The 14894-nt window shown below is 43.1% G+C and carries 16 protein-coding genes; 5 read left to right on the top strand and 11 right to left on the bottom strand.

The features are described 5' to 3' along the window. The first annotated feature begins 67 nt into the window (after window positions 1-67). Entirely contained in the window at window positions 68-1705 is a 1638-nt protein-coding gene (locus CHB71_RS11630; protein WP_089357099.1) for a pyruvate dehydrogenase complex dihydrolipoamide acetyltransferase, read from the top strand. A 129-nt stretch (window positions 1706-1834) separates the two neighbouring features. After that, entirely contained in the window at window positions 1835-2374 is a 540-nt protein-coding gene (gene hslV / locus CHB71_RS11625; RefSeq protein WP_089357098.1) for an ATP-dependent protease subunit HslV, read from the top strand. Window positions 2375-2406: 32 nt separating this feature from the next. Here the strand turns inward: hslV and CHB71_RS11620 are convergent, their stop codons facing one another. From CHB71_RS11620 to CHB71_RS11610, 3 genes are read right to left on the bottom strand one after another with little or no spacing between them, the layout of a single operon-like run. Beyond that, window positions 2407-2775: a PH domain-containing protein gene (locus CHB71_RS11620; RefSeq protein ID WP_089357097.1), complete on the bottom strand. Its 369-nt coding sequence runs from the start codon at window positions 2773-2775 to the stop codon at window positions 2407-2409. A 2-nt stretch (window positions 2776-2777) separates the two neighbouring features. After that, window positions 2778-3602 (bottom strand): peptidylprolyl isomerase, encoded by an 825-nt coding sequence (locus tag CHB71_RS11615; protein WP_089357096.1) that lies wholly within the window; start codon window positions 3600-3602, stop codon window positions 2778-2780. 50 nt (window positions 3603-3652) lie between these two features. Then, entirely contained in the window at window positions 3653-4360 is a 708-nt protein-coding gene (locus tag CHB71_RS11610; protein ID WP_089357095.1) for a hypothetical protein, read from the bottom strand. Window positions 4361-4385: 25 nt separating this feature from the next. On the opposite strand from CHB71_RS11610, the gene CHB71_RS11605 reads away from it, so the two are divergent. Next, window positions 4386-5120: a hypothetical protein gene (locus CHB71_RS11605; protein ID WP_089357094.1), complete on the top strand. Its 735-nt coding sequence runs from the start codon at window positions 4386-4388 to the stop codon at window positions 5118-5120. Between the two features lie 409 nt (window positions 5121-5529). Here the strand turns inward: CHB71_RS11605 and CHB71_RS11600 are convergent, their stop codons facing one another. Then, on the bottom strand, window positions 5530-5931 hold the full coding sequence (locus CHB71_RS11600) for a DUF6326 family protein (RefSeq protein ID WP_089357093.1): 402 nt from the start codon (window positions 5929-5931) through the stop codon (window positions 5530-5532). A 281-nt stretch (window positions 5932-6212) separates the two neighbouring features. On the opposite strand from CHB71_RS11600, the gene CHB71_RS11595 reads away from it, so the two are divergent. Beyond that, window positions 6213-6590, top strand: coding sequence for a DUF2784 family protein (locus CHB71_RS11595; RefSeq protein WP_245811260.1), 378 nt, complete (start codon window positions 6213-6215; stop codon window positions 6588-6590). Window positions 6591-6942: 352 nt separating this feature from the next. Here the strand turns inward: CHB71_RS11595 and CHB71_RS11590 are convergent, their stop codons facing one another. From CHB71_RS11590 to CHB71_RS11560, 7 genes are all read right to left on the bottom strand, one after another. Continuing rightward, a complete protein-coding gene (locus tag CHB71_RS11590) occupies window positions 6943-7248 on the bottom strand; it encodes a type II toxin-antitoxin system RelE/ParE family toxin (RefSeq protein ID WP_089357092.1) in 306 nt (101 codons plus the stop codon). Further along, window positions 7236-7424, bottom strand: coding sequence for a hypothetical protein (locus tag CHB71_RS11585; protein WP_245811259.1), 189 nt, complete (start codon window positions 7422-7424; stop codon window positions 7236-7238). The genes CHB71_RS11590 and CHB71_RS11585 overlap by 13 nt, the downstream gene beginning before the upstream one ends. Before the next feature lie 158 nt (window positions 7425-7582). After that, entirely contained in the window at window positions 7583-8278 is a 696-nt protein-coding gene (locus CHB71_RS11580; RefSeq protein ID WP_089357090.1) for an AbiU2 domain-containing protein, read from the bottom strand. An 89-nt stretch (window positions 8279-8367) separates the two neighbouring features. After that, on the bottom strand, window positions 8368-8859 hold the full coding sequence (locus tag CHB71_RS11575) for a GNAT family N-acetyltransferase (protein WP_245811258.1): 492 nt from the start codon (window positions 8857-8859) through the stop codon (window positions 8368-8370). After that, the gene (locus CHB71_RS11570) at window positions 8856-9374 is read right to left on the bottom strand and encodes a GNAT family N-acetyltransferase (RefSeq protein ID WP_089357089.1); all 519 of its coding nucleotides are present in this window, start codon (window positions 9372-9374) and stop codon (window positions 8856-8858) included. The genes CHB71_RS11575 and CHB71_RS11570 overlap by 4 nt, the downstream gene beginning before the upstream one ends. Window positions 9375-9383: 9 nt before the next feature. Beyond that, window positions 9384-10823: a pyridoxal phosphate-dependent decarboxylase family protein gene (locus tag CHB71_RS11565; RefSeq protein WP_089357088.1), complete on the bottom strand. Its 1440-nt coding sequence runs from the start codon at window positions 10821-10823 to the stop codon at window positions 9384-9386. Continuing rightward, the gene (locus CHB71_RS11560) at window positions 10816-11301 is read right to left on the bottom strand and encodes a MarR family winged helix-turn-helix transcriptional regulator (RefSeq protein WP_089357087.1); all 486 of its coding nucleotides are present in this window, start codon (window positions 11299-11301) and stop codon (window positions 10816-10818) included. The genes CHB71_RS11565 and CHB71_RS11560 overlap by 8 nt, the downstream gene beginning before the upstream one ends. A gap of 94 nt (window positions 11302-11395) precedes the next feature. Between CHB71_RS11560 and CHB71_RS11555 the strand changes: the two genes are divergently transcribed. Continuing rightward, window positions 11396-14839 carry a pyruvate carboxylase gene (locus CHB71_RS11555; RefSeq protein WP_089357086.1) on the top strand — a complete coding sequence of 1148 codons (3444 nt, stop codon included), beginning with the start codon at window positions 11396-11398 and terminating at the stop codon, window positions 14837-14839. Window positions 14840-14894 lie beyond the last annotated feature (55 nt).

The raw sequence follows: 14894 nt of genomic DNA, 5'->3' as shown, positions 1-14894 counted from the left end.
TGTGCCAAAACCAAATTTTTATTTTAATGGATGGGTTAATTTTGACTTAGAATTAAAGACGATCTAAATGGCTGAAGTAATTAGAATGCCCAAAATGAGTGATACCATGGAAGAAGGCGTGATCGCCTCGTGGTTGAAAAAAGAGGGCGATGAGGTGAGCTCCGGCGATGTGCTGGCTGAAGTGGAAACCGACAAGGCAACAATGGAATTGGAATCTTATCAGGACGGTGTGCTTTTGCACATTGGAGTGAAAGAGAAAGAATCTGTTCCAGTGGACGGTGTTTTGGCTGTGATTGGTGAGAAGGGAGAAGATTACAAACACTTGCTGGAAGAAGCTAGCAATGGTCAGAAGGAAGAAAGTGAGCAGGAAGAAGCCAAAGAAGAGAAGTCTGAAGAGAAATCAGCCGAAAAAATAGATACGAGTAATATCAACGCTTCAGTCGTTCGAATGCCGAAGATGAGTGATACGATGGAAGAGGGGGTGATTGCATCCTGGTTGAAGAAAAAAGGTGATAAAGTTGAAGCTGGAGATATTCTGGCCGAAGTAGAAACGGATAAGGCTACCATGGAGTTGGAGGCTTATGAAGACGGAACACTACTTTACACAGCTGTGGAAGCCGGAAGCGGAGTTGCTGTGGATGGTGTCATTGCGATCATCGGTGAAGAAGGAGCTGATTACGAATCACTCCTAAAAGCAGAAGAACAACAGGAAGAAGAGCCAGAGCCAGCTAAAGAAGAGAAAAAAGAAGAGAAAGCCGAGAGCAGTTCATCACAGCCGAGCAGTTCAGGTAGTTCATCTCAACCAGCCCAAACTACCACATCCAGTAATGGACGAGTGAAAGCTTCTCCATTAGCGAAGAAGATTGCATCAGAAAAAGGAATAGACCTTGCTCAGGTAAATGGTTCAGGTCCGGAGGGAAGAGTTGTTAAGGCTGATGTAGAGAATTTCACACCTTCTCAGGCAAAAGAAAAGTCTTCGGATGCCGGTCAGCCTTCAATCAACATTCCTCAAGTGGTAGGAGAGGAGAAGTCAGAAAAAGTAGAGCTCTCGCAAATGCGTAAAGTGATTGCGAAGCGATTGAGCGATAGCAAATTTGCTGCACCGCATTTCTACCTTACCATGGAGATCAATATGGACAAGGCAATTGAAGCTCGTAAGTCCATGAATGAGATTGCACCGGTGAAGATATCATTTAATGACATGGTGATCAAAGCTGCAGCAGCAGCTTTACGTCAACATCCGGATGTAAATGTGAGTTGGCATGGTGATCACATGATGAAGCACCAACACGTTCACATGGGAGTGGCAGTGGCCATACCTGATGGACTGATTGTTCCAGTGGTTCGATTCGCGGATAACAAGTCGCTTTCGCATATCTCTGCTGAGGTTAGGGAGCTGGCTCAAAAAGCCAAAGACAAAAAGCTTCAACCTGAAGAGTTCTCTGGAAACACATTCACCATTTCTAATTTGGGAATGTTTGGAATCGAAGAATTTACGGCGATTATCAATCCGCCGGATGCATGCATTATGGCTGTAGGAGGAATCAAGGAGACAGTAATTGTGAGGGATGGTGAGATGTATGCCGGAAACGTGATGAAAGTGACACTGTCATGCGATCACAGAGCAGTAGATGGTGCAGTAGGGTCTGCATTCCTAAAAACATTCAAGGAGCTATTAGAAGATCCGGTTAGGATTTTGATTTAATGCTGTCACATTGAGCTTGTCGAAATGTGTTTTCCTATTGTGAGGTTTCGACAGGCTCAACCTGACAAATTGTAATTGTTTTGAACTCTGTGAAGCATCTTTTCCTTTAATTAAGCATACTATCATTCTATGGAAAAAATAAAATCAACAACCGTCCTTGCGATCAAACATAATGGTAAAGTAGCCATCGGTGCGGACGGACAGGCCACTCTGGGCAATACTGTAGCAAAATCAAACGTAAAGAAGATTCGAAAGCTGGGTGACGGTAAGATCGTAACCGGTTTTGCCGGATCTACCGCTGATGCGTTCACTTTATTGGATCGCTTTGATGAAAAGCTGAGCAACTATTCAGGAAACCTGAAAAGGGCGGCAGTAGAGCTTGCTAAAGACTGGAGAACAGATCGATACCTGCGTAAGCTGGAAGCCATGATGATTGTGGCAGATAAGAATGAAGTGCTTATCGTTTCAGGTACCGGGGATGTGTTGGAGCCCGATGAAGATGTAGCGGCTATTGGATCTGGCAGTATGTACGCCCGATCAGCAGCACTTGCATTGAAAAAACATGCAACTAATCTTTCAGCCGAAGAAATGGTGAGAGAAGGACTTACCATAGCTGCAGATATATGCATCTACACCAACCATAATTTGGTGGTTGAGGTTGTTGAGTGATTTCAACTTCAAATGAGAGAGCTAAAGTGTTGTTATAGCACTTTATTACTTAAATACTTAGCTACTTCTTTTATTTTAAGCTTTTTTGAAAACTTGATTTCAAACATGCCAACACCACTAACCCAAATTTTGAAATCGCTATCACCATCAAATGTTCCAGCAGTTTCAATTGAGAAGGATGAAATTTTGGAGTAAGGAAATGAGCGATACTCCTTTTTGCTTCCTGTGAGACCCTGAACATCCATTGCGATGATTCTCTTGGTTGTAAACCATACTTTGTCTCTTACATGTGAAAAAACCATTTCAGCTTTTTCTCCATCGATAAGAATATCAAATACTTTATCGATATTCTCGGAAGGTTCTTCTTCTTTCGTTACACTAAATTTAGTTAGTAAATCCATTTCTAGTTTGTTAAAATCCTCGCTTCCAAAATCATCACCTGATCGATAGGTCTTCCACCTTCGGCAACAGGAACAGCAGCAATGGAATCCACCACATTCATACCTTTCACCACCTCACCAAATACCGTGTAGTTCTGATCGAGATGAGGTGTGCCACCAAGCGTGCGATATACTTCTCTTTGATATTCCGGTATGCTATGTCGATCAAAATCTTCATATCCTTCCGAAATTTTGGATAGCGTGTCGTAGATCGCCCCGAAAGCCTCATAATTGTCAGATTCAAGGACGCTATTGATAGAATCCAACCACATTTTATTTTCAGGAGCATTTGTCACATAATGAAGCCTGAGCATGTCGTTGATTCTTTCTTCATCTTTATTAATCAAACTGTCCGGTCGAGGGCCTCTGTGTACAATGTAAAATTGAATATTGGAGGATGCTCTTTCCGGGTTACCAGTTCGTGCAGCACCTAAAGCTCCTCGTTTGTGGAATAGCGTTGAATCAAACTCGGCGGGCACTCGATAGTCCAGGCCTTCAATTACACTGGAATCTAGATTGACTTGTCTGAGACTGTCAAACTCGCCAGCCTGAACCACAAAATCCTGTAACACTCGATGAAAGATGATACTATCGTACATGTCATCATTTACCAGTTTGATGAAATTGTCTCTATGAAGAGGTGTTTTGTCTGATAGTTCTAATGTGATGGCGCCCATCGAAGTTGTAAGCTCAACCCGGATAAGAGTGGGTTGGTCATCTGCTGATTCGTTGGGTGATGAGCATGAGATAATAATCAATGATAGGATGAGAAAACGGGAAAGGTGCATGATGTTTTTTCTTTAAATATAACTGACGTTATAAAATTCTCAGGCGGTTATCAATTAAATGCTGTATTGACAGCATCAAGTATTGCCTCAACATGGTCTAATGGTATTTTTGGATTGGATTCAAGGATAGACTCTTTATCCGGTAATTCCCCGGTCAAAACTTTAACCATAATGCAGGCAACCAGAAATGCTCCAAAATTTGATTGATGACTGCCATCATCCAGAAATAAATTAATCTCAGGGTTTTCCTTTCTGACTATTGCCCATACATCACCTACAGGAGCAAGGGTAGCTGAATTATTCAATGCTGCTTTCTCATAGGCATCACTGATCTGCGTTTGTGTGTTTGGTGCATATTCCTTCGCCCAGGTTTGGTAGAGCACCGGTTCAGCTCCTTTTTTTCTACAGTAGCTGGAAAACAAACCAACGTGTTGGTAAAATTCATCAGGTTTTTGAAGGGTGCCCGTACTTTGTTCTTGTAAAATCACGAAATCGAAAGCCCCATCCGCAATCTTTTGCTTTGTGTTAAGATCGCCATCATTGTTCCAGTGGTTGCTCAGTCTGGCTCCACCCGCCGTACTAGCTAAAGTAATTATGTATGTTTTTGTTCCTTCAGAAAGACTGGAAGTAAGGGCTGGAATATCTGACATATATACGTAGCTATTCCCGACAAAAAGAGCTTTTAAGGTATCCTGAGAATTACCCTTTCCATTAAAGAATAGGAGCAGTAGGATGGAGGTAACAAATCTGGTCCTCATTTTATGAAACTATAATGGGTTAGTAATGAAAGATAGCAACTTTATAGGTGGTTTTTTACTGAAAGGCAAGGTAGATGGCTCAGGCTTTTTTAGTTTCGCGGATGAAATGGGGACAATGATAATTTTCTTCCATTTATGCACGTTAAGATTTCGAACTGAAATTACTCAAAACCAGCCAGGCAATATGAAAAACCTAATACTCACGCTTTCAATAATCGCTGTATTCATTGTATCTCCAACTTTCGGGCAGGAATCCCTGCAGGAAAAATATGATGCAATACTGGAAAACAATGAGACTTATGAGCGGTACAAGGTAATCCCTCGAACGGATCTAAATGCTTTTTGGTCTGAGGTGTCGGATACGTTGAATCAAAAACAACAAAAAATCCAGCAGTTGCAAACCGAAACGCAGGATGCTATATCCAAGGCTCAGCAAGCCAGTGCTGAACTTTCTGATGTACAGGCGAAACTTGACGAAAGCCTGGAACTGAACGATACCATTTATTTTCTGGGTATTCCGTTTTCCAAAGTAGGCTATCACATCATGGTGTGGATAATCATAGCTGCATTGGCTGTTTTAGGGGTAATGGCATACTTCATGTTCATGCGGAGCAACAGTGTGACTTCTAAAACTAAGCGTGAGTTTGGAGCACTTCAGGCTGAGTTCGAAGCGCACAAAACCAAAGCACGTGAGACACAGGTAAAGCTGAAGCGCGAACTCCAAACAGCCGTCAATCAGTTAAACGAACGAAGGAGCTAGAATTTTTTCCATATCGTCATTCCTGAGACCGACGAAGGAGGGATTCAGGAATCTCATCCTTTAAATAAAGATTCCGGTATTTGTCGTTCCTCCAAAACCGGAATGACGTGATTAATCTCCCTTTGAAGGGGATGAGATGGGTTGAGCGAAGGAGGGGGATGTAATTACAGAAGCACAAGCAAATTTTTTAGCTAGTAGAGGTTCAGGAATCCTTTTTAAAATAAAGATTCCGGTATTTGTCGTTCCTCCAAAACCGGAATGACGTGTTAATCCCCCTTTGAAGGGGGTGTGAGAGAATATGGGGGAGGAGGGGGATGTGATACCAATCATCCAAGTTTGTCTTCGCATATCAGTTTAGGGATTTCAATCCCTGTTGATAAAACCTGGTAATTAGTAATTCGCTATCAAATCAAACTTTTGGCCACTTCCAGGCCAGCCAGATAATAACGATGGTTATCAGGCTTTCCAAAAATGCAAGGAACACATAAAAAGAATACCAGGGAGTCATCGAGTTGATTCCAATCAAGAGCATCATCAGTGTAAATAGCGTTCCAAATACGATGTTCAATATTCTACTCAATTTTGCATTTAGTAAAACAGACAATGCCACCATCAACGATGGGATGGAAAGAATGACTGATGCGATAAGTAGTGTCATGGGGCTGTCCAGCACATTGTTGCCTGTTAGCAGGCTATCTACTTTACCCGGAGTGTATAACTCGAAATAGTCTCCGTACAGGAAACAGAATACCAATGAAGCCCACAAGGCAGATAGTTTGATTTTGATATTGATTTTTGGATTGTCTAGCATGTTAGGTTTGTTATTTTGGGATTACTGACAGATTGATGCAGTTGGATAGAGAATGGTTGCGTGTAAGAAATTATAATTCATAATCTGTCATGCTGAGTTTATTGAGTTGTCATCCTGAGTTTATCGAAGGAGACAATTAAGGATCTATCGTACCCGCCCACCATCCCGTACCCTTCGACAGGCTCCCCGGCCGCCAAAGGCTTACCCGAAGGCAGGCTAGGGAGACACGCACTGATTTGCAGTGGAGGAATTTCTGGCACCATCTTAGCAACTTTGAAATCGTGAACGTATTCTTAGACTATTTCTTAACGTTTTTCCATAGCGTTTTTGTGCTATTCGTCCTGATCGGATGGATCTTCAAATCCACTCGTAAAGCACACATCATTGCTATTGGATTGATCCTAATCGCATGGTTGGGTATTGGTTGGTACAAAGGGGTGATCGGTTACTGTCCACTCACAGACTGGCATTGGGACATTAAGCGAGAACTCGGTGAAAGAAATATTTCCAGTTCATTCATAGAATACATGCAGGAGAAAATCACCGGCATAGATCTTAACCGAAAACTTGTGGACATTGGAACTGTAGTTGGATTGGTCCTGAGTGTTTTGTGTGCCGGGTATGTGAGTCTACGTTCACGATTTTCTAAAAGGAATTAGCGATTCCCATGGATAATTAACTATTGTCATCCTGAGTTTATCGAAGGATAGACAAGTCATCGATTGATCAAACCCACGCTCATCCCACACCCTTCGACAGGCTCCTACGGACGCCAAAGGCTTGCCCGAAGGCATGGCAGGGTGACACGCACGAGTGATTGTGTCGGACCAATCGCCATGGTTTGTGTCTTCACAAACCAAAATCAGTTTTCAGTTCGTGAGGACAGAACCGAGTAGGAGAATAAACTAGGTGTCATTTCGAACGCATGTGAGAAATCTTTACCTCCAAAGTAAATATCTCTCCCTTTGGTCGAGATGACATTTAAGTCTAGCCCGTGTTACCTTCTGTTTTTTAAACTCCTTTTAGTTTGTCGGGATTTCTTGAGGTATGAAAGACTCTGGTGATTACTACACTGTCTGTTGCTACTCGATAAATTATTTTATAACTCCAGACAATCATGAAGCGATATTCTGATTTTTTATGTTCAAGAAGTGATTCAACTCTACCCATTTTAGGTGTGCCCTCTAAGAGAGCAGTTGAACTTAGAATCTTGTTAAGAACAGTTTCAGCATAGGAGTTACCCTGTTCCTCTTTGATGTATTTGATGTTACGTTGTAATTGATCGAAAGCTCGTTTGGTCCAAATTACTTTACCCATTCTTTGGATTGCTTTTCGACTTCAGATTGAGTCAGTATTTGACCCTTTTGTTCCTGTTGTTCGGAAATCTCAATATCTGCAAGCAAAGAGAGTTGTTCATAAACATCCTCCAGGGTTGATTCAGGTGTTAGTCTACCCGCAATCTGAATTAAATGTTCTTTGAGCTTAGTTTCCATGATAACTAAGTTAACGAAAGTGATTCTGATTCCGTTCTTTTGCGATAAAATTTGCCGAGGAGACGGTCCAACGTTCAGGGGGTGTGTCGGGTCGAGCTTAGAAGGGGGATGTAATTACAGAAGCACATGTGAGACGCTTGCGCCTGCAGAAGTTACTGTTACTCTTCGTTTTTCTCGTTCAAGTATTCATAAAGTTCGTTATACAAATCGATCTTGTTCTCTTTGATAAGTTTAAGTCTTAGGTCTCTTAGTTTTCTTCCTCGTTCAGCTCGTTGTAGAAGAAAGTAACCATGGTCGGACCTTACTCTGTAATGAGTTGATGAGTTCATATACTCGAGTTGCAAGAAGTTCATAAGTTCTGCCAAACTGTCCAATACTTGGTTAACCTTATTCCTACTTGCAATTTCCAATGGTTTTGGATTTTCTTTTAGTGCCAAATTTTTATCCAAGTGTCCAATTTTCCTGTTGCGTCGATCTCTACAGAAGCTAGATTCTGAGTTGATTCGTTTTATCAGTTTGCCAGTTTTCCCTTTCAGTTTGTCAGATACCAAGCTCGGAAAATGTCGAATTGTTAAATTCTCTTTACCCTTATTGGTTTTACTTTCTGTTATTCTGGTAATGGCCAATATGACGTCCTCAAATAAGATGTTTTGTAGATAATAGAAAAAGTTGGGTGAGTTTTTCTTCATAAGTTCGACTCGCTCTTCATGAGCGTAGAGTTCCTCGAATTCACACCACTTGATGTGAATAAAAATGAGTTCATTTCTAAGTTGATGATAAATGTTCCCCAGTTCAGGGCCGAGTTTTTCTAGGTGTTCTTGTTTTACTTCTTCAGCGGTTTGGGTTGTTCCCATGCGGATCAGGTATGAAGACTAACATTTGTATAAACGGACATATGTCGTTTATCCTCCTTTCAAATATAGCGGAATGCTAAATATTCGACCTATTTCAACCCCCTCCACATCACATAAGTATCCACCAATCCCAATTCCTTGTGCTGAAATCCTTTGGGCGTGGTGCCAATGATCTCAAAGCCGAACTGTTGCCAGAGCCGAACGGCTGCCGTATTCGTTGATACCACAATATTGAATTGCATGGCGTGATTGCCAAGCTCATTAGCTATTTGTATGGAGTGTTCGCAAAGGAGCTTGCCAATGCCTTTTCCCTGATGAGACGGCATTACCATGTATCCGGCATTCGCAATGTGATTGCCACGGCCGGGATAATTGGGTTTTAGAAAGTAGGTGCTCACAATTTCTCCATTCTCATTTTCAGCCACATAAGTCTCCATCTCGGATGCAAACCAATACTTGGCCAAATCAGCCCTTGGAGTATCATCCGGAAAGACATAGGTGTCTCCTTTCTTTACAACCTCTGAGAAAATCTCCCAAACGCCATCATGGTCTGTTTCGGTGGCTTTCCTGATTTCCATCATGCCAGCTCCAGTTTCATCATCAAATCTGTTTGCATGTCATCCCCCAGCTGAAACACATGGGTGTCGAAGGTTTTGAATCCATTTCGCTCATAAAAGCCAATGGCATTGGTATTTTGATCCCACACTCCCAGCCACAGAAAGGCTGTTTTATGAAACCTTGCTCGTTCCATTGCCTTTTCAAACAGCGCCTGCCCCAGTTTCTTTCCCTGATAGGCTCTGGAAACATAGATTCGCTCAATCTCAAGACCGTTTTGTTCCTTAATCTCTGTTTGAGCATCTCCTACGTTCACTTTCAGATAACCCGCTATGGCTCCATCAACTTTAACAAAGTAGTACTCCGACTGAGGGTTTTCAAGCTCTTTCTTTAATTGAGCTGAATTGAAGTTCGTCTCCAGGTAATTTTCGAGATCACTTTTGGTGTTTTGAGATCCATAGGTCTCTGTAAACGTCGCTATGCATAATGCTTGCAGAGGATCAAGTTGGTCTGTACTGATGCTTTCGATTGTTACCTTCATTCGGTGGATTCAGTTTAGGTTAGCTGCAACCTCTCTAATAACCTTCAGCAGGTAATTGACAGTTCCTTCATGCATGCGGTGGTTGATCAGACAGGCCCGAATCACAAACTGATTGTGCAGGGTAGTACCCGTAATAAACACTCGTCCATCTTTCTCTAAAGCAGGGATTAGCTTTCTGTTCAGCTCATCAATGGCTTTCTCGTCGGTCAGCCCATTCGTATACCGGAAGCTGGTAACCGCCAGATGAGAAGTGCTTTTCAATTCAAAATCATCCGCCTTTTCAATCTGTTCTCCAAGGTAGTGCGCCAGGACAATGTCTTTCTGAATCATCGCCTTTAGCTTTTTCATGCCGTAGGTTTTCAGACTCATCCATACCTTGATGGCTTTCGCATTTCGTGTTAACTGAAAATAATGCTCGTTGAAGTTGGTGCGTCCCTGCTCTTCCAGTGTGGTATCCAGATAGGAAGCTTGTTTGAAGTACGTTCGTTGCAGAATACTGAAGTCATTTACCAGCAAACAACCAGCCTCAAAGGTCTGGTACATCCACTTATGAAAGTCCAATGCTAGTGAGTCGGCCAGCTCAATGCCTTTGTATTCTTTCTGGATACTTTTTAAGCAAGCTGGCAATCCTCCATAGGCTCCATCAATGTGAAACCACATGTCGTGTTCTTTTGCGATGGAAGCCAAAGCAGTCAAATCATCAATTGCTCCGGTATTTACTGTTCCGGCAGTACCGACCACACAAAAAGGAGTGAAGCCTGCAGATTTATCCTGCTTTATCGCTGCTTTCAGATCATCCAGGTTGATGGTAAAATCCTCATTGACAGGAATTTTTCGAAGCTGATTGGTGCCAATACCCAATTCCATGAGGCTTTTGTCCACGCATCCATGCACTTCGGTTGAGGCATAAACGGTAAAGGGCTTCATACCAAATAACCCCTTTTCTCGGATATTTTCTTTTTCAAAGAAGATGTTTCTGGCAACTGTCAGTCCGGCCAGGTTTGCGGCAGAACCACCACTAACCATCACACCTCCACAGTCTTTTCCAAAGGTGGTAAGCTCACCCGCCCACTGCACCACACGCTTTTCGATTTCACTGGCTGCAGGCCCCAAGTGCCACTTCCCAACGTTCTGGTTGATGGTGGCTGTCAGTTTTTCTGCAAGCAGTGACATTTGTGAGCCTCCAGTCATCACATAGGCGTACATGTATGGTCCCACATTGTTGGTGGCCGTATCCATGACCAGTTCTTTGAACAAGTCAATCACTTCTTCAGGGTTCATTCCTTCTTTAGGCAGGGGCTCATCAAACCAGCTTTCGACCTCTTTTTGAGGATGGAAATGGTAGGCTTTCTTACTTTCTAAATCGGAAAGCTGATGGATAACCAGATCAGAGGTTTTATTGAGGAGCTTCTGAAATTGCTCCGGAGAGAAATCGAGTGTGTTATTCATTGCCTAATTCGTTTAGGGTTCTTTCTTTAAAATCTTTTTGGCTGTACTGCACCTCCAGGGCTTCCAATAGGTTCAGGAAATTGCTATCCTCCGAAAAGAGTTTTTTCACTCCTTCGGTTCCCGCTTGCCATATTTCTTCAAAACGCGGTAGGTTTTCTTCAGCTTTCGCAGACAAGAAAAAATGCTTTTTCCGGGAGTCGGATTTATCGAGAGTGGAATTGAGATAGCCTGCCTTCTCCATTTTCCCAACCATGGTAATGACAGAAGGGTGTGAAAAATGTAGCTTGGATGCCATTTCAGTCACTGAAAGCTGATTATACTTTTTCAAAAGTCTGAATATCAGGAACCAATTGGGCTCAATATCCAACCCCAACTCCTTGTACATCTGCCTGCCACTATGGACCATCGCATCACTTAGCCGTTTGAGCCTGACCGCAAGCCCCAGATAGCCTAGTTCATTTACAAAATCGTATTGCATAATAATGTAGTTAACTACGTAAATATATAAAAATAAATGTAGTTGTCTACATAGTTTATGGATTGTCTTTTGATTTCTTTAATTTCCAACCTGTATGGAAAATCAGAAGTTCTTCAAGAAAATAATGGTCGCCAACCGTGGAGAAATTGCCATTCGGGTGCTGCGGGCCATTTCGGAATTACACATTCGATCAGTGGCTGTCTACACCTTTGAAGATCGCTATTCATTGCACCGATACAAAGCAGATGAGGGGTATCAAATTGGTCCGGATGACGAACCGTTGAAACCTTATCTGGATATTGAAGAAATCATTTCGGTCGCAAAAGAAAACGGCGTGGATGCGATCCATCCAGGGTATGGTTTTCTATCGGAAAATGTAACGTTTGCTACACGTTGTAAGGAAGAAGGAATCACATTTATCGGCCCTGAGCCGGAGGTAATGTCTCAATTGGGAGACAAGGTGATGGCTAAGAAGGTTGCTCGGGCAGCTAGAGTTCCGGTTATTGAAGACAATCTGAAGGTTTTAGAAAATGATGAAATAGCCAAAAGTGAAGCGAAGCGTATCGGATACCCGGTCATTTTGAAAGCTTCCGCCGGAGGTGGAGGTAGAGGCATGCGTGTGGTAAGGGATGAGAAGACTTTGATCAAATCGTTCAATGAAGCGAAATCTGAAGCCGGGAAGGCATTTGGAGACGACACAATTTTCCTGGAGAAATATGTAGAGAACCCCAAGCATATTGAAGTGCAGATCCTGGCGGATGGTGCTGGAAATATTGTGCATTTATACGAACGGGATTGTTCTGTTCAGCGAAGATTTCAAAAGGTAGTGGAGGTAGCTCCAAGTGTGGGGTTGAAAGATGAAACACGGGAAAAGTTGTATGAATATGCTTTGCGCATTGCGAAGCAGGTAAACTACAACAACGCAGGAACCGTCGAGTTTCTGGTCGATCCGGATGAGAACATCTACTTCATAGAGGTGAATCCTCGGGTGCAGGTGGAACATACCATTACTGAGGAGGTGACAGGTATAGACATTGTTCGAACACAGATTTTGATCGCGGCAGGATGCAAGCTTTCGCATCCACAGATTTTCATTCAGTCGCAGGAAGATATTCAGGTTCGGGGGTTTGCTGTCCAATGTCGGGTGACCACAGAAGACCCGGAAAATGGCTTCAAGCCGGATTATGGAACCATCATTGCATACCGATCTGCCGGTGGGTTTGGCATTCGCCTGGATGCAGGCAATGTGTACAACGGAGTAAAAATCTCTCCATTCTTTGATTCGCTTTTGGTGAAGGTGACGGCAAAAGGTCGAACCTTGAAAGGGGCGGCCCAACGATTGCATCGGGCACTGAGGGAGTTTAGGGTACGTGGTGTGAAGACGAATATTGGTTTCCTGGAGAATGTGATCTACACGGAAGACTTTTTCAATGGAAAGGCCACCGTCAATTTCATTGATAGTCATCCTGATCTTTTCAAGATTAAAAAGAGCTTTGATCGGGGCACGAAAACACTCAATTACATTGGTGAGGTTTCTGTCAATGGCAGCCCTGATGTAAAATCTTTCGATCCAAATAAAACATTCAGGACTCCCAAACTACCACCTGTTCAGAAAGGAGCTTCCATTCCGGAAGGTTCAAGAGATCGATTAAAGAAGCTGGGTAGAGAAAAATTTGTGCAATCCATCAAAGACGACCCGAAGGTGCATTTTACAGACACCACCTGGCGAGATGCACATCAGTCCTTGTTGGCTACACGTTTCCGAACGGAAGATATGCTGAAGGTGACCCGAAGCTATGCGCAGCAAAATCCTGACGTGTTTTCCATGGAAATGTGGGGAGGCGCTACCTTCGATGTATCCATGCGATTCCTGAAGGAGAGCCCATGGAAGAGACTTCAGCTCATGCGGGAAGCGGCACCAAACATCTTATTTCAGATGCTTTTGAGAGGATCGAATGGAGTAGGGTATACTGCCTATCCGGATAACCTGATCGAGCGGTTTATCGAGCGAACAGCTGAAAACGGCATGGACATCTTCCGTATTTTCGATTCACTCAACTGGATTGAAAACATGAAGGTGAGCATAAAAGCAGTCCGTGAACGAACAGAGTCGTTAGCTGAAGCTTGCATTTGCTATACCGGGGAATTACAGGACGATGATCAGAAGAAATACACGCTTCAGTACTACCTGGATATGGCGCGTCAGCTGGAAGATGAAGGAGCACACCTGTTGGCCATTAAAGACATGGCCGGATTGTTGAAACCATACAGTGCTCAGCTATTGGTGTCTGAGTTGAAGAAGGCGGTGGACTTACCTATACACCTGCATACGCATGACACCTCATCCATGCAGGCGGCTATGTACCTGAAAGCCATTGAATCAGGGGTTGATATTGTGGATGTTTCACTCGCTTCCATGTCAGGGCTTACCTCTCAGCCTAACTTCAATTCACTTGTGGCTACTCTGAAGTACCATGAAAGAGGAAGGGAAATGAATCTGGAATCGTTGAACAAACACTCAACTTATTTTGAGGATGTAAGAGAATTTTACTACCCGTTTGAGTCGGGATTGAAAGCGGGAACAGCAGAAGTATACGATCACGAAATTCCTGGAGGTCAGTACTCTAATCTACGACCTCAGGCAATCGCCCTGGGATTGGAACATAAGTTTGAGACGATTAAGAAAAACTATGAGATCGTCAATGATCTTTTTGGTGATATTGTAAAGGTGACGCCTTCATCTAAAGTGGTAGGAGACATGGCGATGTTTATGACGGCCAATGATCTTAGTGCTGAAGAGATATTTGAAAAAGGAGCTTCTCTTTCATTCCCTGAATCGGTGATCGGATTCTTCAAAGGGGATTTAGGACAGCCACCGGGTGGATTCCCTGCGGAGATCAGCAAGTTGATCCTAAAAAATCAAAAACCATTGAAAGGCCGAGCCAATGACAACATGGATCCGGTAGATTTTGAGAAGGAATTTGCGGCCTTTCAAAAAGAGTTTCCTCGAACAGATTTCGACGATTTCTTATCGTTTAAGCTTTACCCGAAAGTCTTCAAGGAATACTACCAGCACATTCAGGAGTACGATGAAGTGACCCACTTACCAACTCCTGTTTTCTTCTACGGAATGAAGCGAGGCGAGGAAGTGATTGTGGAGATTGCTAAAGGAAAGAACATCATCATCGAGATGGGTTTTATCACTGAGCCGGATGAGGAAGGGATGCGAACAGTTTCATTTAAACTCAATGGACAAACACGACGTATCAGCATACGGGACCAGAAAGTGGCCGTTAAGAAAATTTCTAACCGAAAAGCGGAAGCTGATAACGAGATTGGATCTCCACTTCAGGGCAAAATTGCTGAGGTGAAAGTGAAAGAGGGCGACAAAGTGAAGAAGGACGATGTGCTGTTTGTCATTGAAGCAATGAAAATGGAAACGACGGTCTCCTCATCTGTTTCCGGAACCGTCAAAAAGATACACCTACAATCCGGCGAATTGGTAGAGCAGGATGATTTGGTAGTGGAGATGGGGTAGAATTCCCCTCCTTGGAGGGGGGTATTAGGTGGTTAGGAAGTATGAAGTGATTGAT

This window comes from Ekhidna lutea (genome assembly GCF_900188325.1).
GTDB classification, from domain to species: Bacteria; Bacteroidota; Bacteroidia; order Cytophagales; family Cyclobacteriaceae; genus Ekhidna; species Ekhidna lutea.
The sequence above is the reverse complement of the archived record's forward strand: the minus strand, read 5'-3'. Positions and strand labels throughout refer to the sequence as shown.

What these genes read in the sequence shown, in the direction of transcription:
- CHB71_RS11560 (WP_089357087.1), bottom strand. Translation starts at nt 11,301, where the DNA reads ATGCAATACGATTTTGTAAATGAACTAGGCTATCTGGGGCTTGCGGTC.
- CHB71_RS11600 (WP_089357093.1), bottom strand. Translation starts at nt 5,931, where the DNA reads ATGCTAGACAATCCAAAAATCAATATCAAAATCAAACTATCTGCCTTG.
- CHB71_RS11605 (WP_089357094.1), top strand. Translation starts at nt 4,386, where the DNA reads ATGAAAGATAGCAACTTTATAGGTGGTTTTTTACTGAAAGGCAAGGTA.
- CHB71_RS11565 (WP_089357088.1), bottom strand. Translation starts at nt 10,823, where the DNA reads ATGAATAACACACTCGATTTCTCTCCGGAGCAATTTCAGAAGCTCCTC.
- CHB71_RS11580 (WP_089357090.1), bottom strand. Translation starts at nt 8,278, where the DNA reads ATGGGAACAACCCAAACCGCTGAAGAAGTAAAACAAGAACACCTAGAA.
- CHB71_RS11585 (WP_245811259.1), bottom strand. Translation starts at nt 7,424, where the DNA reads ATGGAAACTAAGCTCAAAGAACATTTAATTCAGATTGCGGGTAGACTA.
- CHB71_RS11575 (WP_245811258.1), bottom strand. Translation starts at nt 8,859, where the DNA reads ATGATGGAAATCAGGAAAGCCACCGAAACAGACCATGATGGCGTTTGG.
- CHB71_RS11555 (WP_089357086.1), top strand. Translation starts at nt 11,396, where the DNA reads ATGGAAAATCAGAAGTTCTTCAAGAAAATAATGGTCGCCAACCGTGGA.
- CHB71_RS11610 (WP_089357095.1), bottom strand. Translation starts at nt 4,360, where the DNA reads ATGAGGACCAGATTTGTTACCTCCATCCTACTGCTCCTATTCTTTAAT.
- CHB71_RS11570 (WP_089357089.1), bottom strand. Translation starts at nt 9,374, where the DNA reads ATGAAGGTAACAATCGAAAGCATCAGTACAGACCAACTTGATCCTCTG.
- CHB71_RS11615 (WP_089357096.1), bottom strand. Translation starts at nt 3,602, where the DNA reads ATGCACCTTTCCCGTTTTCTCATCCTATCATTGATTATTATCTCATGC.
- CHB71_RS11590 (WP_089357092.1), bottom strand. Translation starts at nt 7,248, where the DNA reads ATGGGTAAAGTAATTTGGACCAAACGAGCTTTCGATCAATTACAACGT.
- CHB71_RS11630 (WP_089357099.1), top strand. Translation starts at nt 68, where the DNA reads ATGGCTGAAGTAATTAGAATGCCCAAAATGAGTGATACCATGGAAGAA.
- CHB71_RS11620 (WP_089357097.1), bottom strand. Translation starts at nt 2,775, where the DNA reads ATGGATTTACTAACTAAATTTAGTGTAACGAAAGAAGAAGAACCTTCC.
- hslV (WP_089357098.1), top strand. Translation starts at nt 1,835, where the DNA reads ATGGAAAAAATAAAATCAACAACCGTCCTTGCGATCAAACATAATGGT.